This is a genomic window from Streptomyces shenzhenensis, from assembly GCF_021462265.1.
Lineage (GTDB): Bacteria > Actinomycetota > Actinomycetes > Streptomycetales > Streptomycetaceae > Streptomyces > Streptomyces shenzhenensis.
Map to the genome: position 1 here is coordinate 130,971 of NZ_JAJONF010000009.1, position 23,421 is coordinate 154,391.

The following is a 23,421-nucleotide window of genomic DNA, read 5'->3' on the forward strand; positions in this document are numbered from 1 at the left end:
CCAGCATCGGTGGCGGACGTCGAGGAACGGGAGGCGGAGCCGGTATGGAGTGGCTGACCATCGGGGCCTTCGCGAAGGCCTGCCGGCTGTCGCCGAAGGCGCTGCGGCTGTACGACGAGCTGGACCTGCTGAAGCCCGCCCGGGTCGACCCGGAGACCGGTTACCGGTACTACGCCGGCGCGCAGCTGGAACGCGCCCGGCTGGTGGCCTGGCTGCGGCGGCTCGGGATGCCGCTGGCGCGGATCCGCGAGGTGTGCGCGCTGCCGGCCGGCCCGGCCGCGCGGGAGGTGCGTGCGTACTGGGCCCGCGTCGAGGCGGAGACCGCCGTACGGCGGGACCTGGCCGCGTTCCTCGTCGACCACCTGTCCGGAGAGTCGAGAAGGGACACGACGACGATGCTGGAACTGCGTTATGCCGCCCGTTCGGACCGGGGTCGGGTCCGGCCGTCCAACCAGGACACCGCGTACGCGGGGCGCCGGCTGCTGGCCGTCGCCGACGGGTGCGGGCCGGCCGGGGCCTCGGCCAGTGCCGCCGCCGTGGCGGCGCTGCGGCCCCTGGAGGACGCGGAGCTCGCGGCGGGCAACGTGCTGAACCTGCTGGAGGACGCGGTGCGTTCGGCGGGCGAGGCGGTACGGCGGGTGGCCCGGGGCAGTACGGAGGTCGGTACGACGCTCACCGCGCTGCTGTGGACCGGGTCCCGGCTGGCCCTCGTGCACATCGGGGACTCGCGGGCGTATCTGCTGCGGGACGGGGAGCTGTTGCGGATCACGCACGACCACAGCGTGGTGCAGTCGCTGATCGACGAGGGCCGGCTGACGCCGGAGGAGGCCGAGAGCCATCCGCAGCGGATGCTGCTGGCGAAGGCGCTGCCCGGCGGCAGCGCCGACACCCCGGACCTGAAGCTCCACGAGGTCCGGGCCGGCGACCGGTACCTGGTCTGCTCGGACGGGCTGACCAGGGCGGTCCGCGACGAACGGATCGCGGAGCTGCTGGGCCGGGGCGAGCCGGCGGACGCGGTCCGGGCGCTGACCGAGGCGGCCGACGCGGCGGGCGGCGCCGACAACGTGAGCGCGGTGGTGGCCGACGTCGTGAGGCCCACCGGACCACCCGTCCCGGCGAGTTAGGCGGTATGGCCCCGGTGGCCGCCCCGGTTCGGCGGGGACGTCGACCGGGCGCGGCTGCGCCGGCTGGAGCATCCGGCGCTGCGGGCGCCGGAGGTGCGGCTCGCGCCCGGTCTGTGCACGGTCGTCGGGACGCTGCGGGCGTGACCCCAGGGCACTGTGATCAAGGTCGTGGTGCGCGGTGCGAGTGGGGTGACCCGGGAGTGCGGCGGCTGGTGTAGGAAGGGACCGTCGAGCTTCCGAAGCGGTGAGGAGTCGTCGCGTGTCGTTTCTGTTTCCGGCCCTGGTGGGCGGTCCGGGCGAGCGCAGCGGGACGGGGGTCGCCCCGGACGAGGTCCGGGGGAGGGTCGCCCTGCGGTTCGGCACGCGGTCGTTGACCTACGGGCAGCTCGCCGCCGCGGCCGGCGCCCTGGCCCCGCGGATCGGGGACGCCGAGCGGGTCGCGGTGTGGGCGACCCCGGACCTGGAGACGGCCGTCGCCGTCGTCGGCACCCTGCTCGCCGGCCGGGCGGCGGTACCGCTCAACCCGAAGTCGGGCGACCGGGAACTCGCGCACATCCTCGCGGACAGCGCACCGGCCGCCGTGCTGGCCGCGCCCGGCGCCGAGCTCCCGGCCGGGCTCGCCGGCCTGCCGCGGATCGACGTCGACGCGCAGGCCGTGGGCCCGCTGCCCGAGGACCGCGCCGCCGAGTCCGACCCGGCGCTCGTCGTCTACACCTCCGGCACCACCGGCCCGCCCAAGGGCGCCGTCATCCCGCGCCGGGCGCTGGCCGCGACGCTGGACGCGCTGGCCGACGCCTGGCAGTGGACCGGGCAGGACGTCCTCGTCCACGGACTCCCGCTCTTCCATGTGCACGGGCTCGTGCTGGGCGTCCTCGGGCCGCTGCGGCGCGGCGGCGCCGTCCGGCACCTCGGGCGGTTCGACACCGCCGGGGTCGCCCGCGAGCTGAACGACGGCGCGACCATGTTCTTCGGCGTCCCGACCATGTACCACCGCATCGCCGAGGCGCTGCCCGGCGACCCGGACCTGGCGAAGGCGCTCGGGCGGGCCCGGCTGCTGGTCTCCGGCTCGGCCGCGCTGCCCGTCCACGACCACGAGCGGATCGCGGCCGCGACCGGACGGCGGGTCATCGAGCGGTACGGCATGACGGAGACCCTGATGAACACCAGTGTGCGCGCGGACGGGCAGGCCCGGGCGGGGACCGTGGGCGTGCCGCTGCCCGGGGTGGAGCTGCGGCTGGTGGAGGAGGACGGGACGGCGATCGCGCGGTACGACGGGGAGACCGTCGGGGAGATCCAGGTGCGCGGCCCGAACCTGTTCACCGAGTACCTCAACCGGCCGGACGCCACCGCCGCCGCCTTCACCGCCGACGGCTGGTTCCGCACCGGTGACATGGCGGTGCGCGAGCCGGACGGCTATGTGCGGATCGTCGGGCGCAAGGCCACCGACCTGATCAAGAGCGGGGGTTACAAGATCGGCGCCGGGGAGATCGAGAACGCGCTGCTGGAACATCCGGGGGTGCGGGAGGCCGCCGTCACCGGGGAGCCGGACGCGGACCTGGGCGAGCGGATCGTCGCCTGGATCGTCCCGGCCGACCCGCAGTCGCCGCCGCCCGCCGAGGAGTTGGCGGACCATGTCGCCGGACGGCTCGCCCCGCACAAGCGCCCCCGCGTCGTCCACTACCTGGACGCCCTCCCCCGCAACGACATGGGGAAGATCATGAAGCGGGCCCTCGGTGCCTGAGCCGGCGCCCGAGCGGCTCTCCGCCCGCCAGGTCCTCGGCCTCGTCACCGACCCCGGCACCTTCGCCGAACTCCCGCACCCGGCACGGCGGTCGCCGCCCGACGGCCCGCTCGCCTGGCAGGGGTACGAGGCCTCGCGCGCCCGCGCCGCCGGGCGCACCGGCGAGGAGGAGTCCGTCGTCGTCGGCACCGCGCGCGTCGAGGGCACGACGGCGGTGCTGATCGCGTTCGAGTTCGGCTTCCTCGGCGGCTCGCTGGGCGAGCGGACCGGGGACCGGCTGGAGGCGGCTCACGTCCATGCCCGCGCGCACCGGCTGCCGGTCGTGCCGCTGGTCGCCACCGGCGGCAGCCGGATGCAGGAGGGCATGCTCGCCCTGTCCCAGCTCCAGCGCGTGGCCCGCCAGTCGGCGCTCACCCGGGAGGCGGGACTGGCGCAGATCGCGGTCCTGCGCGACCCGACGACCGGCGGCGGCTGGGCCACCCTCGGCGCCGGCGCCGACGTGATCCTGGCCCTGCCCGGCGCCCAGGTCGGCTTCGCCGGCTCCCGGGTCCGCCCGCCGGACGCCGACCCGGCCGCGTACACGTCCGAGGCGCAGTTCACGGCGGGGTCGGTGGACGCACTGGTGCCCACGAGCGAGCTCAAGAGCCGGCTCGGGCTGTGGCTGCGGCTGCTGACCTCCCCGGCCGCGACCCCCGCCGACCCGCCGGCCGCCCTCGGCGGCACCGGCCTGCCGGCCACCGGCGGGGAGGCCGTCCGGCGCGCCCGGTCCCCGCAACGCCCGCGCGCCCAGGCCTACTTGGACGCCTACTTCACCCGCCGGGTCGCCCTCGTCGGCGACCGGTGCGGCGGCGCGGATCCGGACGGGATGCTGTGCGGGTTCGGCGAGCGGGACGGCCGTACCGTCGCCTTCGCCGCGCAGACCGGCACGGCGACCCGGCCCGCCGGGTACCGGACCGCCGCGCGCCTGATACGGCTCGCGGACCGGCTCGACATCCCGGTGCTAACCCTCGTCGACACCCCGGGCGCCGCCAATGACGCGGACGCGGAACGGCAGGGGGCGGGCGCGGCGATCGCAGAGCTGTTCGGGGAGGTGGCGGCGGCCCGGATGCCGATCACCACCCTCGTCATCGGGGAGGGCGGCTCGGGCGGGGCGCTGGCGCTGGCCGCGCCCGGCAACACCTGGGCCACCCCGGACAGTTACTTCTCCGTCATCGCCCCGGAACTGGCGGCGGCGATCCTGAAACGGCCCCCGGAGGAGGTCGAGCCCACCGCCGACCAGTTGCGCATACGGCCCCAGGACCTGGTGGAGCTGGGAGTGATCCGGGGCATCGTGACGCCCTTGAGCTGACATCCCGGTGCGACGGGGACGTACGCCAGCGTGGGGAACGGCGCCACAGAATCCTCAAATTATTATCCGATTCACTTCCTATGATTCTTCTGCCGTTTTTCACTCCTTTCCCCGTGCGTCTTCCGCTCGCTTCACTTGCGGTATCAGGTAGCGGGGCCGCACCTCGCCACATGCGGACGGCCTTCTCCATCCGTGCTCCGCGGCAAGGGAGTCGGAGCCGACCGGCCTGCCTTCGGCGAGTGGGATCCCCGCCTTGAGATCACCGCTCAAGGAGACCCCATGGCACCACCGACGATTTCCGTCATCGCTCCCTCCACGGCATCCCCCGGCACCACCGTCCAGATCGTCGGTTCCGGTCTCGCGGGTGCCACCGCCGTGAAGTTCGGCTCCACCGACGCCACCAGCTTCACCGTGATCGGCGGCACGGTGATCCGCGCCGTCGTCCCTCCCGGTACCGGCACGGTCCTGGTCACCGTCGTGACACCCGGTGGCACCAGCAACGGCCGCGCGTTCACCTACGCGACGACAGCGCCGGCCATCGCGAGCATCGCCCCGACGTCCGGACCGGCTGCGGGCGGCAACACCGTCCAGCTCACCGGCTCCGGTTTCACCGGCGCCACCGCCGTGAAGTTCGGCTCCACCGACGCCACCAGCTTCACCGTGATCGGCGGCACGGTGATCCGCGCCGTCGCGCCTGCCGGTACCGGCACGGTCCTGGTCACCGTCGTGACACCCGGCGGCACCAGCAACGGCGTCGCCTACACGTACGCCGGATCGACGACAGGCGGGACCATCGCATCCGTCGTCCCGACGTCCGGGCCGAGCACGGGCGGCAACACCGTCCAGATCGCCGGCTCCGGTCTCACCGGCGCCACCGCCGTGAAGTTCGGCTCCACCGACGCCACCAGCTTCACCGTGACCAGCGACTCGACGATCCGCGCCGTCGCCCCTCCCGGTACCGGCACGGTCCTGGTCACCGTCGTGACACCCGGCGGCACCAGCAACGGCGTCGCCTACACGTACACGACGGTACGACCGACCCTCACGAACATCGTCCCGTCGTCCGGGGCGAGTACGGGCGGCAACACCGTCCAGCTGTCCGGCTCCGGTCTCACCGGCGCCACCGCCGTGAAATTCGGCTCCACCGACGCCACCAGCTTCACCGTGACCAGCGACTCGACGATCCGCGCCGTCGTCCCCGCCGGTACCGGCACGGTCCTGGTCACCGTCGTGACGCCGGCCGGCACCAGCAACGGCGTCGCCTACACGTACGCCCCCGCGCCGACGACCACGACCCTGACCGATCTCCCGGATCCGTCAGTGGTGGGCGAGCCGGTGACGTTCACGGCCACCGTCGCGCCGGTTCCCCCCGCCACGGGGGTGCCGACCGGCACCGTGGTCTTCGCGTTCGGTGACGGCAGCACGGCCGCTGTCGCCCTCTCCGGCGGAGTGGCGACCACGACGCACACCTACACCACGGCCACCGGCTCGCCGATCCCGATCAGCGCGACGTACGCGCCGGACACGAACGTCTTCGCCGGTTCGACGTCGCCGGCGGCCACCCACACCGTGAACATCAGCTGGTCGGCGCTGGTCGACCAGACGGTCCCCGCCACCGGCACGTTCAGCCTCCGGGGCGTCGCGGTCGCGAGTGACGGCACAGCCGTCTACACCACCTGGCTCCAGTCGAGTCCGACGAACAGGCAGATCCGGAAGTACTCCACGGCCGCTCCGGACACCCTGCTGGCCTCGTTCGTCCTTCCGGCGAGCAGCGTCGATCCGGTCAACTGTCCCGCCGGACGCGAGCAGGCCAAGTCGATCGCGACCGACGACCGGGGCTACGTCTACATCGGCTCAGGTGACCGCGACATCGCCTGCGGCGGCCCGGGAGACGTCGACCGGCCCTACGTCCTCGCCCTGGACAGCTCGCTGACGCCCGTCAGCGGGAAGGTGCAGACCTCCGACGCCGCCACCAAGGACAGGCGCATCGGCGGCGCCGCCGTCCGCAAGAGCGGCAGCACGTACTACCTCTACATCTCGCGCGAGAGCTCGAGCGGGAGCGGCGCGGCGTACATCCAGCGGTTCGACGTGACCGATCCCGCCAACCCGGTGCTCGACACCACCTTCAACGGCACGGGCACGTTCAACCTCGCCGACCTTCCGGGATTCAGCACGGCCGGGGCCCCACGCGGGCTGACGGTCGCCCCCGACGGCACCATCTACCTCGCCAGCACGGACACGGCGAACTTCACCAACGGGACGGTCTACAGGATCGCGAGCGATCTCGCCTCGGCCACCTCCGTCACGGTGCTCGGAGCGATGGACGTCGCCCTGCGCGGCGGCAGGGTGTACGCGACGCAGTACCTCGCCGACAACTCGGCGATCGCGGTGCTGGACGCCACGACCCTGGCGCCGCTCGACACGATCACGATCCCCGCCTTCCCCCACCCGAACACCGCCCTCGACACCGGCTACTCGGGCATCGACATCGCGAGCAACGGAATGATCTACCTGGCGGACCAGATCTACGCGAACGTCGCCGGCCAGGAAAGCGACCGCCTCCTCGTCTCGACGCCGCTGCCGTAGCCCGAGCCGCGGCGTCGGCCGTCGGCCAGGCCACACCGGGGTGCGTTTCCTCTGACGTGACCATCGTTCCCGCCAGGCACGATGGAGCAGATCCGCAGGTACATGGCGGTCACGCGGAAGGAAACGCACCCCGCGGGCATCCCACGGCCGGGCCCGGACCGGAAGAACTCCGATGGCCGCACAACCCGCCGCGCTCCAGCCGCCCGGGAATCTTCCCAGGTCAGGCAGTAAACCCCGGCCGGAGTACGAGCACCCTCCCCGGTCAGGCACCCCCCGCCCGGCCCCCTCCCGCAGGCGCGCCGGACGTATCACCCGGAGGATGCGTAAGAAGCCGTCACCGCCGCCGATGCCACGGCCCGCGCACTCGGGAGGATCTGCCGTGACCGTCAGTCTGGAGCAGTTGCGCCGCTGCCATTTCGCCGTCGACCTCGGGGCCTCCCGCACCCGGGTGTACGTGAAGGGCATGGGCCTGGTCGTCGACCAGCCTTCCGTCGCCGCCGAGAACACGCGTTCGGGAGCCCTGATCGCCGTCGGCGAGTTCGCGGAGCAGATGACGGGCCGTACCCCCGACTACATCCGCGTCGTGCGCCCCGTCTCCGGCGGCACGGTCGTCGACATCGAGATGGCCCAGCGCATGCTGCGCCACCTGCTCGGCGACAAGATCCGCCGTTCGCTGCGCCGCAGGGCCCGGCTGCGGGGGGCGGCCTGCACCCCGCACGACGCCGACCCGCTGGCCCAGCGGGCGACCATCGAGACGCTGGTGGGGCTGGGCGCGCGGCGGGTGGAGCTGGTCGACACGCTGATCGCGGCGGCGGTGGGCTGCGGGCTGCCGGTCGAGCGGCCGGAGGCGAGCATGATCCTCGTCTGCGGGGCCGCCACCACCCAGGTCGCCGTGCTGTCGCTGGGGTCGATCGTGTGCGCCGAACGGCTGCCCGTCGGGGGCGAGGCCGTGGACCACGCGATCGTGCAGCACCTGCGGCATGAACACGAACTGATGCTGCCGAGCCAGGCGGTACGGCCCCTGCAGCTGGCCCTGGACGGAAACGGCCTCACCCCGCACGGCCCCGCCTCCACCGAGATCCACGGGCGGGACGTGGCCACCGGGCGCGCCCGCAGCGTGCGCGTCGACACCGCCGCCGTACGGGAGGCCATCCAGGCGCCCCTCATGTCCGTCCTCGACGGAATCGGCAAGGTGCTGCGGGAGTGCCCGCCCGACCTGGTCGCCGATCTCGCCGACCGCGGGATCACGATGGTCGGCGGGTCGGCGCTGCTCCCCGGCTTCGACCAGTTGCTGCGGCAGGCCACCGGGATGCCGGTGCACATCGCGGAGCGGCCGGACGTGTGCGCGGTGCAGGGCATGGGGGCGATGCTGGAGGGCCGGATCGAGCCGCTGGTCCTGGGTCCGCTGGCCGCCTGACCCCGCCCCCACCGGCCGGCCGGCACCGGTGTGAGCCGATGCGCCCCCTGCGCTCCTTGTCGACCCTCGGTTAGGCTGGACTCACCGAAGGTGACGGGAGGGGACGTTCCGTGACAGCCGACATCACCGTGTTCGCCGAGAGCCCCGCCGAGGCGGCGGTCCCCCGCCTCGCCGTCACCCGGGTCGGCGTGACCGGACACCGGGCGATCCCCCCGTCCGTCCTGCCGTACGTCCGCTCCGCCCTGCGCGACCGGTTCAGCCGCACCGACGTGGAGCTGGAGGCCCTCAGCTGCCTCGCCGCCGGCGCCGACCAGCTGTTCGCGGACATCGCCCTGGCCCACGGCGTCCCGCTGACGGCCGTGATCCCCGGCATGGACTACGAGGCCCACCTCGGCGACGAGGAGGCCCGGAGCACGTACCGCAGGCTCCTGGGGTCCTGTACGACCCGCGTCGACCTGCCCCGCCAGCCGACGCACGAGCAGGCCTACTTCGCCGCGGGCCGCTGGATCGTGGACCACTGCGACCACCTGGTCGCCGTATGGGACGGCCGTCCGGCGCGCGGCATGGGCGGCACCGGCGACGTGGTGGCCTACGCGCGGCACAGCGGGGTGCCGGTGACGGTGCTGTGGCAGGCGGGGGTGCGGCGGGACTGACGTCCAGCCGCCGGTCCCGGCGGGGCCGTGAAGGGGTTCGCAACTGCTCCGACTTCCGTACTCGTCTGCCGTCATTCATCGCCTTTCCTCTCGCGTGCCGGGTGCTTGATGCGCCAGGCGGCCAACTCGGCGGTGGGCCACAGCAGGGTGCGACCGATCTTGCGGGGCTGGGGAAAGTCGGGGGTGTTGCGGTGGTGGTTGTAGAGGGTGCGCCATGCGATGCCGAGGCGGGCGCAGGCTTCTTCGCTGGTGATCCATCCTTCGAGGTCGCTCATGCGGTAAACTGTAGTCACTCACTGACTAAAATGAGAGGGGGTGTCCAGTGTGAAGAAGTTCCGTCCGCAGTCAGGGTTCGTGGTGCAGGCGTTCCGGTTCGCGCTGGACCCCAGCGCCACCCAAGACACGGCGCTGCGCTCGCACTGCGGTGCCGCACGCGCCGCCTACAACTGGGCTGTCTCCTGGGTCGAGGCGTCGTGGTGGCAGCGCAAGGCCGAAGCCACCTACGGCACCTCCGAGGCCGAGCTGACCGAGTGGCGACCGTGGTCGCTGCCGTCGCTGCGGAAAGCATTCAACGAGGCCAAGCACACCGATCCGAGGTTCGCCGCCTGGTGGGACGAGAACTCCAAGGAGGCCTACAACACCGGCCTCGCCAACGCTGCTGCCGCGTTCGACAACTACGCCAAATCCAAGCAGGGCAAGCGGCGCGGCAAGCGTATGGGGGCTCCCCGGTTCAAGTCGAAGCGGAAGGCGCGCCTGTCCTGCCGGTTCACGACCGGCACGATCCGCGTCGACACTGACGGCCGGCACGTCACCCTGCCCCGGCTGGGCACAATCCGCACTCACGAGCCCACCGGTAGCCTCCTCGCCCGGGTCCAGGCCGGGACGGCCCGCATCCTGTCGGCGACCGTCAGGCAGGAGCGCGGGCGCTGGTCCGTCGCCTTCCAGGTGGAGGTGAAGCGGGACCTGGTGAAGGTTGCCCGGCCGGACGTGGCGGTCGGTATCGATCTCGGCGTGAAGACCCTGGCGGTCATGGCCGACTCGACGGGCGAGATCCGCACCGTGCCAAATCCCGGGCACTACGACGCCGCGTGTAAGCAGTTGCGCCGCGCCTCTCGCACCGTCTCCCGCCGCCAAGGCCCCGACCGGCGCACCGGACAGAAGCCGTCGAAGCGGTGGAAGAAGGCCAGCGCCCAGCGCAACAAGGTGCACCACCGGGTCGCGAACCTCCGCGAAGACGCCCTGCACAAGCTGACCACGAAGGTGGCGGCCGAGTACGGCACGGTCGTGGTCGAAGACCTCAATGTCACCGGCATGCTGAAGAACCGGCGCCTGGCCCGCAGGATCGCTGATGCCGGGTTCGGGGAGATCCGCCGCCAGCTCGGCTACAAGACCCGCCAGCGCCACGCCACCCGCATGGTGGTCGCGGACCGCTGGTATCCATCCTCGAAGACCTGTTCCGGGTGCGGCGCGGTGAAAGCCAAGCTGCCGCTGCACGTCCGGACCTATCAGTGCGACGCCTGCGGCCTGGTACTCGACCGGGACGACAACGCCGCACTCAACCTCGCCGCGCTCGCGGCGACCTGCCCCACTGGTACCGGAGTGGCCGGAGACCAGGACACCGCCCCGGTGGTGTCGAACCCTCGTGGAGCCGACCAGAAGACCCGCGCCACCCGCACCCGCCGCAAGGCGCGGGCGGGGCGGGCAGGTGGCGCAACACTGCCGCAGCAGCGGCAGACGGAAGCGAGAGACCGTACTCAAGCCGAAGCCCTCACACTTTGGTGATGGGACGGACCTTCCGGGTCGAAATTCCCGGAATGCTGAGACCTGACTACGGTCTCGGCAACGGCGTCAGGAGCCGAAGCGCACCAGCCACTCCGTGTGCGCCGGGGACATCAGGCGCTCCGTCTCCCCCACCGCCTCGGCCCAGCCCGTCTCCGTCACCGTCGTGGTCATGGCGATCCGGGCGGTCTCCAGATCCTGTTCGATGAGGGAGTGCGCGTACGTCAGCGGACCGTGCCGGCGTACCTCCTGCCAGGCGACGCCCGCCGCGGCGGCCGCGCTGAGCAGCCCCGCGAGGTCGGCGCCGCCGAGCAGGCCGACGGTCCGCAGCAGGGCGGCGGCGAGGGCGAAGAGGGTCAGCGCCGCGGTGACGAAGGACCAGCGGGCGGCGGCGCGGTGCGCGCGGGCGGCCCGGTTCTTGTACCAGACCGTCTGCTCCAGGAGCCGGTCGCGCAGGTAGAGGTCGCGGCGGGCCGCGAAGGACTTGGCCCGCTCCGCGCGCATCCGCGGGGTGATCTGGCCCTTGCCCCGTTCGCCGGGGTCGCTGCGGGGGTCCTCCCAGCCGCAGGTGCGCAGCTCGCGCAGGCGTTCTTCGAGACGCTCGGCGAACACCCCGTCCGGGTCGGCGACACGGGAGTGGAAGGGGCCGCCGTGCGCCATGTACTGCCAGGCCAGCGACTTCAGCAGCTCGGCGGCGGCCCGGTGCGCCTGCCAGTGGGCGCGGCTGCGACGGCGCGAGGTGCTCAGGCCGAGGGCTATCGTCAGCCCGTACAGCACGGCGGCCAGCACCGTCATCACATGGCCCGACGCCTGCTCGGTCAGAACGGCGGCCGCGGTGGCCAGAAGCAGCAGGATCAGATGCGTGCGCACCGCCCGGAACGAGTCACTCTGATGGCGTAACGCCCACTCGTCACTCACCTGGAACAACGGCGGCAGATCCCGTTCGCCCAGCGTGGTGCCCGGTACAGGAGTGGTAGCGGCCCCCATGAACGCCCCCCGAATTCACCGCACGCCCCCGAAGGCTCGCGCGCGCCCCCGACAAGATGGCCCAGCAAAACAATGAGCGGGGAACGCGGGCCCGTGCACAAGAGGTTCACGCGGCATTCCTGGTATAGGGTCCGCACCATCGGGACCAGACACGGTTCCGCGCACCCGAACCGGAGCGACGAAACATCATGCCCAACGCGACGCACTCCCTCGCCCCCGCGCCGGCCCCCCGGCACACCCGCCTGGCGGACATCGACCCGTACGAGGCCTCCGCGTCGCGCGACGCGGGCCGCGTGATCGACGTCCCCGACCACCGTTCGCACCGGTCGGTCACCTTCAACTCGGCGGCCTGAGCAGAGGCGACGACGCGCGAGACAGCGCACTGACGTGGGTGCGCCGGCGGCCGCACGCGTCGCTCGTACCCACGTCGGGGCGCTGATGGTGCGTCAATGTTTGCCGTAGTAATACGGTTTGGCGCGCCCTGGGAGTGGGAAGCGCGCCTACACTTCCTTCGGTGACGAGCCAGTCGCCCGACAGCCCACCCCTGAGACAGTTGGTCCTCAAGATCCACAGTAGGTGTGATCTGCTCTGTGACCACTGTTACGTGTACCAGCACGCCGACCAGAGCTGGCAGTCGCGCCCCACCTTCATCCGCCCTCGGACGGTGCGTTCCGTCGCCGCCCGGCTGGCGGAGCACGTCGCCTCCCGGTCCCTCGAGTCCGTCTCGGTGATCCTGCACGGCGGTGAGCCGCTGCTGGTCGGCCCGGCCCGGCTGCGGGACATCTGCGCGGAGCTGACCCGCGCCCTCGCCCCGCTGACCGTGCTCGACCTGCGCATGCACACCAACGCGGTCACCCTGAACCGGCGCCACCTGGACGTCTGCCGGGAGTTCGGGGTCCGGGTCAGCGTGTCGCTCGACGGCGACCGCGCCGCCAACGACCGGCACCGGCTCGACCGCGGGGGCCGCAGCAGCTACGACCGGGTGGTCCGCGGCATCCGGCTGCTCCAGGAGCCCGAGTACCGCCACCTGTTCAGCGGAGTGCTGTGCACGGTGGACGTCGCGAACGACCCGGTCGCCGTGCACGACGCCCTCTCCGAACTGGCCCCGCCGCGGATCGACTACCTGCTGCCGCACTCCACCTGGGACTCCCCGCCGCCCAACCCCGCCCAGGCGGCCACCCCCTACGCCGACTGGCTGCTCGCGGTCTTCGACCGCTGGGAGCGGCAGGGCCGCCCGATGCCGGTGCGGACCTTCGACTCGGTGCTCAGCACGCTGCGCGGCGGACCGCCCCTGACCGAGGCGCTGGGCCTGGCGCCCAGCGACCTCGCCGTGATCGAGACGGACGGCACCTTCGAGCAGGCCGACTGGCTCAAGACCGCCTACGCGGGCGCTCCGGAGACCGGGTACGACGTCTTCCGGCACGGCTTCGCGGAGTTCGCCGCGCACCCCGGTGTCCAGGCCCGGCAGCGGGGCGTCGAGGGGGTCAGCGACACCTGCCGGCGCTGCCCGGTGGTGCGGTCCTGCGGCGGCGGCCTGTACGGGCACCGGTACAGCTCCGAGAACGGGTTCGACAACCCCAGTGTCTTCTGCGGTGATCTGCGCTCCCTGGTGGAGGGCATCGCCGACCGGGTGACCGACCGCTCGTTCTCGCCCGCGGTGCTGGGCTCGGCCCACCTCTCCTGGGCCCAGCTGGAGCTGGACCGGCTGCTGCTGCGCCGGGCGCGGGGGCAGCTGGCGTCCGAGCCGGACTGGGCGGACGCCTGGCGGCTGCTGCTGGCCCTGGACGCGCGCCCCGAGACCGCCCGGCATCTCGACGCGGTGCTCGCGCACCCGTACGTGCGCACCAGCCTCCAGCGCTCCCTGCGCGGCCCCGCCGACACGGCCCGGTTCATGTCCCTGGCCGCCGCCACGGCCCTGCGGGCGGGGACCGCGGCCGTCCTGTCCTGGGACCAGCCCGGCACCCGGCTGCACCTGCCCACCTGGGGCACCTACCGCCTCAAGGCCGCGGGACGCATCGAGGTCACCGTGGCCCCGGACGCCTTCCGGGTGCGCGAAGGCGGCGAGCGGGACCCGGTGTGGGTGCGCCTCGACGAGGTCCCCGTCTCCGCGCGCTGGCGTCCCCTGGACCGGCTGCCGGTCCAGGACGGCCCGCTGGTCGACGACGCCGACCCCTACCGGGACTGCTACCCCTTCCCCGTCGCCCCGCCGCTGGAGTGCGGCGAGTTCGCCGAACGGATGGCCCGCGCCTACGAACTGCTGGCGAAGGACGCGCCGGACCGGCACTCCGACCCGGACGCCTTCCGTCCCGTGGTCCTCACCCCGCTGGCGGCGGGCAGCGGTCTGGTGCTCGGTACCCACGGGTTCGGGGCGCTGGGCGTGGCGGTCGACGTGACGCCCGAGGAGTTCGCCCGGGAACTGACCGGTATCGGCCGCCGGGCCCGCCTGACCGCCCTGCGCGAGACGGCCGACCTGCACCGGCTGGGCAGCCCGGCCGGCGCCCTGCTGGACCGGGCGGACGAAGGGCTGGGCCGGCGGGCACGGGAGGAGGCGGCGGCCGCGCTCACGGCTCTCACCCTGCTGCCGGAGTCCGAACTGACCCCGACCGGGGCCGTGCTGGTGGCCCGCATGTGGTCGCAGTGGTCGAGTGTCCGCGAGGGATCATGACCGGGTGACGCGGTCGTTCGAGGGGTGCGGCGCGTGCCACTCCGCCGGGTGACGGGTGCGGCGCGTGCCACCACGCCGGGTACCTGATGCGGTCCAGGCGGCCCCGGCGCACCTGCCGGTGCGTGCCGGACGGAAGGGGCAGCCGGGTCCCGTACGGCGCTCCCGCCCCGGAGGACAACGGCTTCGGGGCGGTCCGGCTGCCGCGCCGCGTGCCCTTCAGGGGCACGCGGGCGGTCGTGCTCCGCGGGATGCGGGACGTGGCGGGCCACGTCACGGGGCAGATGTCTGGATATCGCCGGGCTTTGGCGTGAAAGGAGTGAACCGGTTACGGGGTCCGTCGGGCACATTGTTGAGTCCGGCGGAGGCGCGCACCGGCGACGGGGTCCGTCCAGCGGCTCGCCGACGCGCAGGGGGACGTGCGGACATGGGGGAACGGGTGCAGGATCGGGTTCCGGACAACCGGCCCTATTTCTTCCTGTCGTACGCCCACACCCCTGCGTGGGGGCCGGACGGCGGCGACCCGGACCACTGGGTGCGGGTCCTGTTCAACGACCTGTGCAACCACATCATGGCCCTCACCGACCTGCCCGCGGGCTGCCCGGCCGGCTTCATGGACCGGGAGATGCGCTCCGGGGAGGGCTGGCCCGAGAAACTGAGCGAGAACCTCGCCTCCTGCCGGGTGTTCGTGCCGCTGTTCTCACCGCGCTACTTCTCCAGCGAGATGTGCGGCCGCGAGTGGTACGCGTTCCACGAGCGGATGCTGAACGCCAGGACCACCGGCACGGCCACCGCCTCCGCCATCGTGCCCGCCCTGTGGACGCGCGTCGACATGCGCGAACTGCCGGACTCGGTACGGCACATCCACGTCGAGAACACCTCGTCGGGCGGGCGGTACCTGAGCAACGGGATCTACGGGCTGATCAAGCTCAGCCGGCTGCGCGACGAGTACGACGAGACCGTGTTCGGCCTCGCCGAGCGCATCGTGCAGGCGGCCCGCGAGTCCGGGCTGCCGCCCGGCCGTCCCCGGGACTACGAGAGCACCCCGAGCGCCTTCAAACCGCGCGGCGCCGGACCCCGGCACATCCGGCTGACCGTGGCCGCGCCCAGCGAGGACTCGGTCCCGGAGCACCGCGACGCCCGGCCGTACGGCGACGACGCGCTGGACTGGAACCCGTACCACACCGAGTCGACCCGCGCGCTGTCCACGCACGCCGAGGAACTGATCCGCTCGCTGGACTACCGGGTGACCGTCGCCGCCTTCGACGACGAGAACCCCGTCGAGGAACCGCACGGATCCGGGGAGCGGCAGCCCGGCATCCTGCTGGTGGACCAGTGGGCGCTGAGCGACGAGGAACGCCGCGGCAGGCTGAAGACGTTCGACGCGTACGCCCGCCCGTGGGTGAGCGCGATCGTGCCGCGCTGCCGGGCGGACCTGCAGAACCACGGGGAGCAGGGGCGGCGGCTCGCCGAGGAGCTGGAACGGGTGATGCCGACGATCCTGGAGCGGGCCCGGCGCAGCGACACCCGGATCGCCGTCAACGGCGTACCCACGCTCAAGTCCTTCACCAGGGTGCTGCCCGAGGTGGTCGCCTACACGACCCGGCAGTTCCTGAAGAACGCGGAGGTCCGACTGCCGCCGGGCCCGCACGTCCCCAGGCCCCGTCTGGCGGACCCCTACCCGTCGTCCGGCCCGGACACGGGAGACGACCCCGGAGGAGAGGCATGACGGCCGCACGCGACGGACGCATCATCACCTTCTACTCGTACAAGGGCGGCACCGGACGGACGATGGCGCTCGCCAACACCGCGTGGATCCTCGCGGCCAACGGCAAACGCGTACTCGCGGTGGACTGGGACCTGGAGGCCCCCGGGCTGGATCGTTTCTTCCACCCGTTCCTGGACCCCAACGTGCTCGCCGCCACCGGGGGCGTCCTCAACATCCTCCAGGACTACGCCTGGGCGGCGACGGACGGCATCACCCGCACGGGCCCCTGGCACCTGGAGTTCGCGGACGTCGAGCAGCACGCCGTCTCGCTCTCCCCCGAACGGCAGGGGCTCGGCTTCGAGAAGGGCGGCTCGCTCGACTTCCTCTCCGCGGGAAAGCAGTTCCGCGCCTACACGGGCACGGCGTCCTCCCTGGAGTGGGACAACTTCTACGACCGTCTCGGCGGCGGCATGTTCCTGGAGGCCCTGCGCGACAGCATGAAGCGGTCGTACGACTACGTCCTGATCGACTCGCGCACCGGACGATCGGACACCGCGGACATCTGCACCCTCCAGATGCCCGACCTCCTCGTCGACTGCTTCACCTTCAGCGACCAGGCCCTGGACGGCGCCGCCGACGTGGCGTACAGCGTCGGTGACGAGAGCCGCAAGCGGCGGATCCGGGTGCTGCCGGTGCCGATGCGCGTCGACGACGGCGAGAAGGACAAGGTCGAGGCGGGCCGCGCGGTGGCCCGGGCGAAGTTCGCCGGACTGCCGAAGGGGCCGGGCGGGGAGCGGCTGAGCGCCGACGACATCACCGCCTACTGGGGCAGCGTCGAAATCCCGTACAAGCCGTACTACGCGTACGAGGAGACGCTCGCCGTCGTCGGTGACAAGAAGGGCGACCCGAAGTCGCTGCTGGCCGCGTTCGAGCGGCTCACCGCGTTCGTGACCGACAACGAGGTCACCTCGCTGCCGCCGATCCCCGATCCGGCGCGACTGCGCTGCCGGGACGCGTTCATCCGGCGGCGGCCGCAGACCTCCGCGGTGCGGGTGGAGATCGCCTACGCCGCGGAGAACCGGATGTGGGCCGACTGGGCCGAGTCGCTGCTGAAGCGGGCGGGGTGCGCCGTCGCCCTGCACGACCTGGCCGCCGGACCGCTCGGCGGTCCCGCTCCCGGCACCCGCGCCCTGGTGCTGTGGTCCAAGGCCCTGTACGACTCCCGGCACACCGAGGACCTGCCGGGCCCGGCGGCCGGCGGCGACGCGCTGCCGGGATCACTGATTCCGGTGCGGGTCGACGAGGTCCAGCCACCGGAGTCGTACCAGCACCAGGCCGACCTGGTCGACCTGCACGGACTCGACGAACCCGGATGCGAGGCGGCGCTGCTCGGCGCGCTCGAACTGCCCGCGCAGCTGCCGAAGGGCGGACCGGCGGCGCCCCGGTTCCCCGGCCATGTGCCGGACCACTGGAACGTGCCGCAGCGCAACAGCACGTTCACCGGCCGGGGTTACATCCTCGAAAAGGTGCGCGAGCAGCTGCGCAGCGGCATGACCGCCGTACTGCCCCAGCACCAGGCGCTGTTCGGGATGGGCGGGGTCGGCAAGACGCAGATCGCGCTGGAGTACGTGCACCGGTTCGGCGCCGACTACGACCTGGTGTGGTGGGTGCCGTCCGAGAACGTCGACAACGTGGTGGCCTCGCTCGCCGAACTCGGCTCCCGCATCGGCGCGCCCGGCGGTGAGGACATGGCGCTGGCCAGCAAGGAGACCGTGCGCATGCTCTCCCGGGGCAACCCCACCAAGCGGTGGATCCTCGTCTTCGACAACGCCGACGACCCCGACGACCTCGCCGGTTACATGCCCACCACCGGCGGCGGCCACATCCTGGTCACCTCGCGCAACCAGGCGTGGTCGGACAAGGGACAGACGCTCCAGGTCGACGTCTTCCAGCGGCAGGAGAGCAAGGAGCACCTGTCCCGGCGCGCGCCGGGCCTCACCTCCGCGGAGGCCGACCAGGTCGCGGAGGCCGTGGGCGACCTGCCGCTCGCGGTGGAGCAGGCCGGTGCCTGGCTGGCCGAGACCGCCATGCCCACGGCCGAGTACCTGCGCCGCCTCACCGAGGAGACGGCGGCGGTGATGGGGCTCAACCAGCCCTCCGACTACCCCGAGACGGTGGCCGCCACCTGGAACATCTCCATCGAGCGGCTGAAGGAACGCTCGCCCGCCTCGGTCCGGCTGCTGCAGCTGTGCGCGTTCCTCGCCGCCGAGCCGATCTCCTCCGAACTGCTCTACGACAGCGACGAGATGCTCTCCGCCCTGCGCCTGACGGAGAGCATGCTGATCGGCCAGCTGGTGCGGGAGATCGGCAAGCTCGCGCTCGCCAAGGTCGACCAGATCAACCGCTCGATCCAGGTGCACCGCCTGGTGCAGGCGGTGATCCGCTCCCAGATGACGGAGGAGGAACGGCGCAAGGCCCGGCACACGGTGCACGAGATCCTCCGAGGCGCCCGGCCCAAGGGCGACGAGCCCACCGACAACCGGGAGAACTGGGCGCAGTTCGACATCATCTGGCCGCACCTGACCGCCTCCGACGTCCGCAACTGCACCGAGGCGGAGCCGCGCCGGCTGCTCATCGACCGCGTCCGCTACCTGTGGAAGCGCGGCGAGTTCCCGCGGGCGCAGCGCCTCGCCGAGGAACTCCTCGACCACTGGCGGGAACCGCTCGGCGAGGACGACGAGCAGTACCTGTACCTGCGCTGCCAGCTCGCCAACGTGCTGCGCTCCCAGGGACTGTACGTCGAGGCGCGGGAGATGGACGACGACGTGCTGCGCCGGCAGCGCCGGCTGCTCGGCGACCGGCACCCGCACACGTTCATCACCACCTCCGGCCTCTCCAGCGACCTCGCGGCACTCGGCGAGTACACCAGGGCGGTGGAGCTGGCCAAGGAGGCGCACGAAGGCTTCAGCGACCTGTTCTACGAGGCCCACCCGCGCACCCTGAACGCGGCCAACAACCTCGCCCTTGCGCTGCGCATGGTCGGCAGGTACCGGGACGCCCTGCTGATCGACGAGGTCACCCTCGCCCGCCGTACGCAGGTGCACGGCGCCGATCACATCTACACGCTGTCGTCCGCGGAGAACCTCGGCCGCGACCTGCGCGAGGTCGGCGAGTACCAGGCGTCGGTGGCCATGCTGTCGCGGGCGTACGAGCAGCACAAGCGGGTGCTCGGCGAGGAGTTCCCGGGCACGTTGCGGTGCGCGAAGTCGCTCGCGGTGTCGCTGCGCCGGGCGGGCAGGCTGGAGGACGCGCGGCAGCTGACGTCGGAGACGCTGAAGCAGTACCGCGCCCAGTACACCGCGCCCACCCCGGACTCGCTCGCCTGCGAACTCAACCTCGCCGCCGACCTGTTCGCGGCCGAGGACCCCGAGGCCGCGCGCGACGTCGCCCAGAAGGTGCTCACCGAGTACGTGAAGAAGCCGGGCGAGGCCCACCCCTACACGCAGACCGCGATGAACAACCTCGCGGTCTTCCACTGGGGCTGCGGTGACAGGGAGAAGGCCGAGGAGGTGTTCCAGAAGGTGCTGGAGCGCATGACCGAGGTGCTGGGCGCCCACCACCCGCACACCCAGTTCTGCTCCGCCAACTACGCCATCGTGCTCGCCCAGAGCGGCCGGCTGGAGGAGGCCTGGGAGCGGGAGCGGCTCAGCATCGACGCGCTGCGCGCGGACCTCGGCGCCGACCATCCCGAGGCCCTGGCCGTCGTCAGCAACGGCGCCCTCACGCTGAGCGCCCTCGGCCGCCCGGACGAGGCCCGCACGCTGCGCGAGGAAGCCGTCAGCAGGCTGCAGGGGCAGCGCGAGAAACTCGGCGAGAACAACGGCATCACCCGCTTCGCCCTGGAGGAACGGCGGGTGTACCGGGACCTGGAGCCGCTGGCCGTGTGAGCCTCACGTGGCCGGGGCGCCCGGCCGGCCGGGCGCGGTCATCCTCTGGGTGTCCCCGCCAGCAGCCAGTCCAGTACGTCGGGCAGGGCGCGCAGCGACGCGAAGTGCGCCGCCTTCGGCTCCAGGACGGCCTTGGCGCGCGGGATGCGCGCGGCCAGCCAGGAGAAGTGGGAGGCGGGCGAGAACACGTCCTTGGCGCCGTGCCACAGCAGCACCGGCACCCCGATGTGGGCCGGATCGAAGCCCCACGGGCTGGTCAGCGCGAACGCGTCGTCGATCCAGCCGTACGGCGAGGTGCGCAGCGCCTCGTGGTAGGTGCGCAGCAGCATGGACCGGATGCTGGTGTCGGAGACGATCAGCCGGTCCTCCTCGGTCAGGTCCGCGCGCAGGTCCTCCAGCAGCCGCGCCGGGTTGCTGCGGATGACGGCCGAGCGCGGGATGATCCGGGCGGCGTACCGCTCCGGGTCGGTGAAGGCGGTGTGGAACTCCAGGACGTTGAACGGTGCCATCCCGGCGAACCAGTCGAGCCCCTCGGCGTCCCGGGGCGCGAGCCCCACCAGGGCGGCCGCCCGGGTCACCCGGCCCGGCAGCAGCGCCGCGCAGGCGAGGGCGTGCGGTCCGCCGCCGGAGCGGCCGGCCACCGCGAACCGGCCCAGTCCGAGGGCGTCCGCGACGGCCGCCACGTCCTCGACGACGTCCACGACCCGCCGTCCGGGGCGGCGGTCCGAGCCCCCGTACCCCGGCCGGTCGAAGCTGATGAGCCGGGCGCCCTGCTGGTACAGGAACATCGCCCGGGGCCGCGGCCCCACCCGGCTGCCGGGCATACCGTGCAGCAGGAAGACCGGCCGCCCCTTGGGATCGCCGGACACCTCCACCCGCAGCCGCCGCCCACCCGTCGTCCGCACCAGATCAGGCACCGCCGTGTCCCCCTCCCGCGGCGCTGGCCGGGGCCGCGTTGCCGGGCCATTGCCCGCAGAGCCGGACGGCGAAACGAACATGCAGGTCAACCGGCTTGAAAACGGCCCGACTTGAGGACGGCCCGGGTTGAGGACGGCCCGGTGCGCGGACCCGGCGGCGGACGGCCGCACACCACCCGGCCGCCCCGGCCCGCACCGCGCAGGTGCCCGAACCGCCGCCGTGCAGCACTCGAGGCACGGCCGGTGTGGACTGCCCGCGCGCTCGTGCTCCGTACCGCGCTCCGGGTCTCCTAGTACGGCAGGATGCGCCCGGAGGGCGTCCTGCGGTCGATCTCCTGCCCGCGGGGAGCGGGCCGACGAACAACGCGCACGCGAATCCGACCGTCCATGACGCCCTCCTCTTGCCGAGCCCTGACCGGTAGCTGCTGTCCGGTAGGAGGGCTCTGCCCCGCCCGTGGCGCATCCAAGCCTGGTGCGGGACAGCAAAGTTGACGGGGCCTCCTGAGCCGCGTCCAGCCGCGGCCCGCTCGCCCGGCCGTTTCTCAGGTGCCCGCAGCGGCGGTCAGCCAGCGGGCGACGTCGCGCGGATCGGCCGCCGTGCCGGTCATACGGAGCTCGCGGTGCACCGCGCGGGGCAGCTCGGGGCGCTGCAGCAACGGGCGGGCGTCGAGGGCGAGGACCAGGCCGGTCCATGCCTCGGCGTCCTCGGGATCGCTCGCCAGCAGGCGGGCGTAGGCCTCGGGGGCGGCGGGGTCCCCGGCGACCAGGGCGCGGTCGGCGGCGGACGGGGCGGGCCAGTCGCCGTCGGACGGTACGGCGAGGCTTTGCCGGATCAGTCCGGTACGGGCCTGGGGCCACGGCGCGGCGAGATCGGGGACGACGGTGGACCCGGCGACGGGCCCGGTGGCCGCGGCACCGGCGGTGAAGGCCCGGGCCAGGGCGCGGACGTCGTCCGGGGCGGGGGCCAGATGCCGGACGCGCCAGCCGGTGCGGTGGTCGGTGGCCACGAATTCGGCCAGGGCGACGAGGTCCGGCGGGATCCGGCCGTCCGACCACCAGGCCGGCAGCCGCGCGGCCATGCCCCGCAGGAAGCGGCGGCCGTGCGCGGTCAGGGCGGGGTCGGCGAGCAGGGTGTGGACCGCCTCCTGGGTCTGCCGCCTGCGCAGGGCGAACTCGAACTGCGCCAGCGGGCGCCGGGCCGGCGGCGCGTGATCCAGGTACCTGCACCAGAAGTCGGTGATGCCCAGGAACGCGTAGGCGCCCTGGAGCAGGCCGCTCAGCGGACGCGGGTCGTTGCGCCAGGGGGCGTAGTGCCGCTCGGTCCCGCTGTCCCGCTCCAGCGTCAGCAAGTGGAGCAGGGCGCCGAGTTTGGTGTGCTGGAACTCGTGGACCAGGGTGACCGCGAAACTGACCGGGTCCGGGGGCAGCGAGGAGAGCAGGCCGCCGAAGGCGTCGCCGGAGGAGGCGCTGAGGACCGCCCAGGCCGGTGCCCCGCGCACCTCGGCGATGGTGCGCAGCCCCTCGGCCATGGCGGCGGCCATATTCGGGTCGCTGCGCGCGAGCAGATGCAGCGCGCGGTCGAACCCCTCCCGCCAGCGGGCCAGTTCGTCCTTGTCGAGGCGGCGCGGAGGCAGTGGTTCGCTCAGGTCCCGGTAGGGGTCGATGTCGTCCAGCCAGACGGTCACCGGCCGACCCGCCGCGTCGGTCCGCAGGCTGCGCAGGCCCTGCCACCCGGGGGCGTCGCCGTCGGGGGTCCCGGGCGGCTCGGGCGGCCCCACGCCGGTGCCGTACGGGTCCACCTGCAGCCGCCCCGCCGCCACGACCACCTCCGCCGTCCCCCACCGCGGGCGGTCCGGCAGGCGGGCCAGCCCGAGCGCCGGGAACATCGCGGTGCCGTCCCGCAGCGGCACGGTGGTGCGCAGCGGCAGCCCCGCGCGCAGCGCGGCGACCGCGCACACCGCGTGCAGATGGCCGAGGTCGGTCCACAGCGGCCCGTCGCCCCAGGCCCGGTGCCTGAGCCGGCGCAGGCTGTGCCCCAGCCAGATGCCGACCTGTGGGTGCAGCAGCAGCTCCCCGAAGCCCTCCGGGGTGCGCTGCTGAGCCGCCGTCAGGATGTCCCACGCGGTGTCGACGGGCGGCAGCGGACCGAGCGCGCCCGGGGTCGCGGCAATGGTGTCGAGCAGGGCCCTCAGCAGCAGGAGCCGCCTGCTGTACTCGGTGGACCACAGGAAACGAACCGCCTCCGGACCGCCCCGGCCCGCCGCCAGATCGTCGAAATACGCCGAGGGAATCACGTGGGTAGCGGCATGGGCGGACGCGGAGCCTCCGTCCTCCTGCACGTGTCTCCTTCCGTAGGGACCGTCAGTCAGCCCGTCCAGGTGGTCCGTCACCGAAGTTGATCCGTAGCCGCTCGACCTGGCGCAGCAGCCGGTCCAGTGCACGCGCGTAGACGTCCGGATGCCGTGACCGAAGGTCGAGGAGCGCGGTATCGCTGAGATCGGGCAGTTCGGATCGCACCGAGTCCGCGGACGTGTTCATGTGCCGTCCCCCTG

General features: G+C 73.0%; 16 protein-coding genes. 11 read left to right on the forward strand and 5 right to left on the reverse strand.

Annotation, left to right across the window (positions count from 1 at the left end; genetic code table 11):
• Positions 1–44: 44 nt before the first annotated feature.
• The 6 genes from LQ326_RS15070 (at position 45) to LQ326_RS15100 (ending at position 8,869) form a co-directional block, all read left to right on the forward strand.
• Positions 45–1,124: a MerR family transcriptional regulator gene (locus LQ326_RS15070; RefSeq protein ID WP_234536697.1), complete on the forward strand. Its 1,080-nt coding sequence runs from the start codon at positions 45–47 to the stop codon at positions 1,122–1,124.
• Positions 1,125–1,383: 259 nt separating this feature from the next.
• Positions 1,384–2,865 carry an acyl-CoA synthetase gene (locus LQ326_RS15080; protein WP_234536700.1) on the forward strand — a complete coding sequence of 494 codons (1,482 nt, stop codon included), beginning with the start codon at positions 1,384–1,386 and terminating at the stop codon, positions 2,863–2,865.
• On the forward strand, positions 2,858–4,213 hold the full coding sequence (locus tag LQ326_RS15085; protein WP_234536703.1) for a carboxyl transferase domain-containing protein: 1,356 nt from the start codon (positions 2,858–2,860) through the stop codon (positions 4,211–4,213). Before LQ326_RS15080 ends, LQ326_RS15085 begins: the two co-directional genes overlap by 8 nt.
• Positions 4,214–4,492: 279 nt before the next feature.
• Positions 4,493–6,799, forward strand: a complete 2,307-nt coding sequence (locus LQ326_RS15090; RefSeq protein WP_234536705.1) for an IPT/TIG domain-containing protein — start codon at positions 4,493–4,495, stop codon at positions 6,797–6,799.
• Between the two features lie 379 nt (positions 6,800–7,178).
• Positions 7,179–8,216, forward strand: a complete 1,038-nt coding sequence (locus LQ326_RS15095; RefSeq protein WP_234536708.1) for a rod shape-determining protein — start codon at positions 7,179–7,181, stop codon at positions 8,214–8,216.
• Between the two features lie 128 nt (positions 8,217–8,344).
• Positions 8,345–8,869 carry a hypothetical protein gene (locus tag LQ326_RS15100; protein ID WP_234536905.1) on the forward strand — a complete coding sequence of 175 codons (525 nt, stop codon included), beginning with the start codon at positions 8,345–8,347 and terminating at the stop codon, positions 8,867–8,869.
• A gap of 71 nt (positions 8,870–8,940) precedes the next feature.
• Here the strand turns inward: LQ326_RS15100 and LQ326_RS15105 are convergent, their stop codons facing one another.
• The gene (locus LQ326_RS15105; RefSeq protein ID WP_234536711.1) at positions 8,941–9,144 is read right to left on the reverse strand and encodes a helix-turn-helix transcriptional regulator; all 204 of its coding nucleotides are present in this window, start codon (positions 9,142–9,144) and stop codon (positions 8,941–8,943) included.
• Positions 9,145–9,223: 79 nt separating this feature from the next.
• Here LQ326_RS15105 and tnpB point away from each other — a divergent pair, with 79 nt between their 5' ends.
• Positions 9,224–10,651 (forward strand): IS607 family element RNA-guided endonuclease TnpB, encoded by a 1,428-nt coding sequence (gene tnpB, locus LQ326_RS15110; protein ID WP_234536714.1) that lies wholly within the window; start codon positions 9,224–9,226, stop codon positions 10,649–10,651.
• Between the two features lie 66 nt (positions 10,652–10,717).
• Here the strand turns inward: tnpB and LQ326_RS15115 are convergent, their stop codons facing one another.
• A complete protein-coding gene (locus LQ326_RS15115; protein WP_234536717.1) occupies positions 10,718–11,635 on the reverse strand; it encodes a DUF4231 domain-containing protein in 918 nt (305 codons plus the stop codon).
• A gap of 188 nt (positions 11,636–11,823) precedes the next feature.
• On the opposite strand from LQ326_RS15115, the gene LQ326_RS15120 reads away from it, so the two are divergent.
• The 4 genes from LQ326_RS15120 (at position 11,824) to fxsT (ending at position 19,952) form a co-directional block, all read left to right on the forward strand.
• Positions 11,824–11,988 (forward strand): hypothetical protein, encoded by a 165-nt coding sequence (locus LQ326_RS15120; protein WP_181805825.1) that lies wholly within the window; start codon positions 11,824–11,826, stop codon positions 11,986–11,988.
• A gap of 161 nt (positions 11,989–12,149) precedes the next feature.
• Positions 12,150–14,300, forward strand: a complete 2,151-nt coding sequence (gene fxsBH / locus LQ326_RS15125) for a radical SAM/SPASM protein FxsBH, inactivated beta-hydroxylase extension form (protein WP_234536719.1) — start codon at positions 12,150–12,152, stop codon at positions 14,298–14,300.
• A 436-nt stretch (positions 14,301–14,736) separates the two neighbouring features.
• Positions 14,737–16,026: a TIR-like protein FxsC gene (locus LQ326_RS15130; RefSeq protein WP_234536722.1), complete on the forward strand. Its 1,290-nt coding sequence runs from the start codon at positions 14,737–14,739 to the stop codon at positions 16,024–16,026.
• Complete coding sequence (fxsT, locus tag LQ326_RS15135; protein WP_234536725.1) at positions 16,023–19,952, forward strand: FxSxx-COOH system tetratricopeptide repeat protein; 3,930 nt, start codon at positions 16,023–16,025, stop codon at positions 19,950–19,952. Before LQ326_RS15130 ends, fxsT begins: the two co-directional genes overlap by 4 nt.
• 38 nt (positions 19,953–19,990) lie before the next feature.
• Here fxsT and LQ326_RS15140 read toward each other — a convergent pair whose 3' ends face one another.
• The 3 genes from LQ326_RS15140 to LQ326_RS15150 all read right to left on the reverse strand — a co-directional run bounded on the left by LQ326_RS15140 (position 19,991) and on the right by LQ326_RS15150 (position 23,407).
• Complete coding sequence (locus tag LQ326_RS15140; RefSeq protein WP_234536728.1) at positions 19,991–20,869, reverse strand: alpha/beta fold hydrolase; 879 nt, start codon at positions 20,867–20,869, stop codon at positions 19,991–19,993.
• A gap of 542 nt (positions 20,870–21,411) precedes the next feature.
• Positions 21,412–23,208, reverse strand: a complete 1,797-nt coding sequence (locus tag LQ326_RS15145) for an HEXXH motif domain-containing protein (protein WP_234536732.1) — start codon at positions 23,206–23,208, stop codon at positions 21,412–21,414.
• Between the two features lie 22 nt (positions 23,209–23,230).
• Positions 23,231–23,407, reverse strand: coding sequence for a hypothetical protein (locus LQ326_RS15150; RefSeq protein ID WP_234536734.1), 177 nt, complete (start codon positions 23,405–23,407; stop codon positions 23,231–23,233).
• Between the last annotated feature and the right edge of the window lie 14 nt (positions 23,408–23,421).

Coding starts and splice junctions, on each gene's coding strand:
- LQ326_RS15070 (WP_234536697.1), top strand. CDS start 45: ATGGAGTGGCTGACCATCGGGGCCTTCGCGAAGGCCTGCCGGCTGTCG.
- LQ326_RS15090 (WP_234536705.1), top strand. CDS start 4,493: ATGGCACCACCGACGATTTCCGTCATCGCTCCCTCCACGGCATCCCCC.
- LQ326_RS15105 (WP_234536711.1), bottom strand. CDS start 9,144: ATGAGCGACCTCGAAGGATGGATCACCAGCGAAGAAGCCTGCGCCCGC.
- LQ326_RS15115 (WP_234536717.1), bottom strand. CDS start 11,635: ATGGGGGCCGCTACCACTCCTGTACCGGGCACCACGCTGGGCGAACGG.
- LQ326_RS15120 (WP_181805825.1), top strand. CDS start 11,824: ATGCCCAACGCGACGCACTCCCTCGCCCCCGCGCCGGCCCCCCGGCAC.
- fxsT (WP_234536725.1), top strand. CDS start 16,023: ATGACGGCCGCACGCGACGGACGCATCATCACCTTCTACTCGTACAAG.
- LQ326_RS15150 (WP_234536734.1), bottom strand. CDS start 23,407: ATGAACACGTCCGCGGACTCGGTGCGATCCGAACTGCCCGATCTCAGC.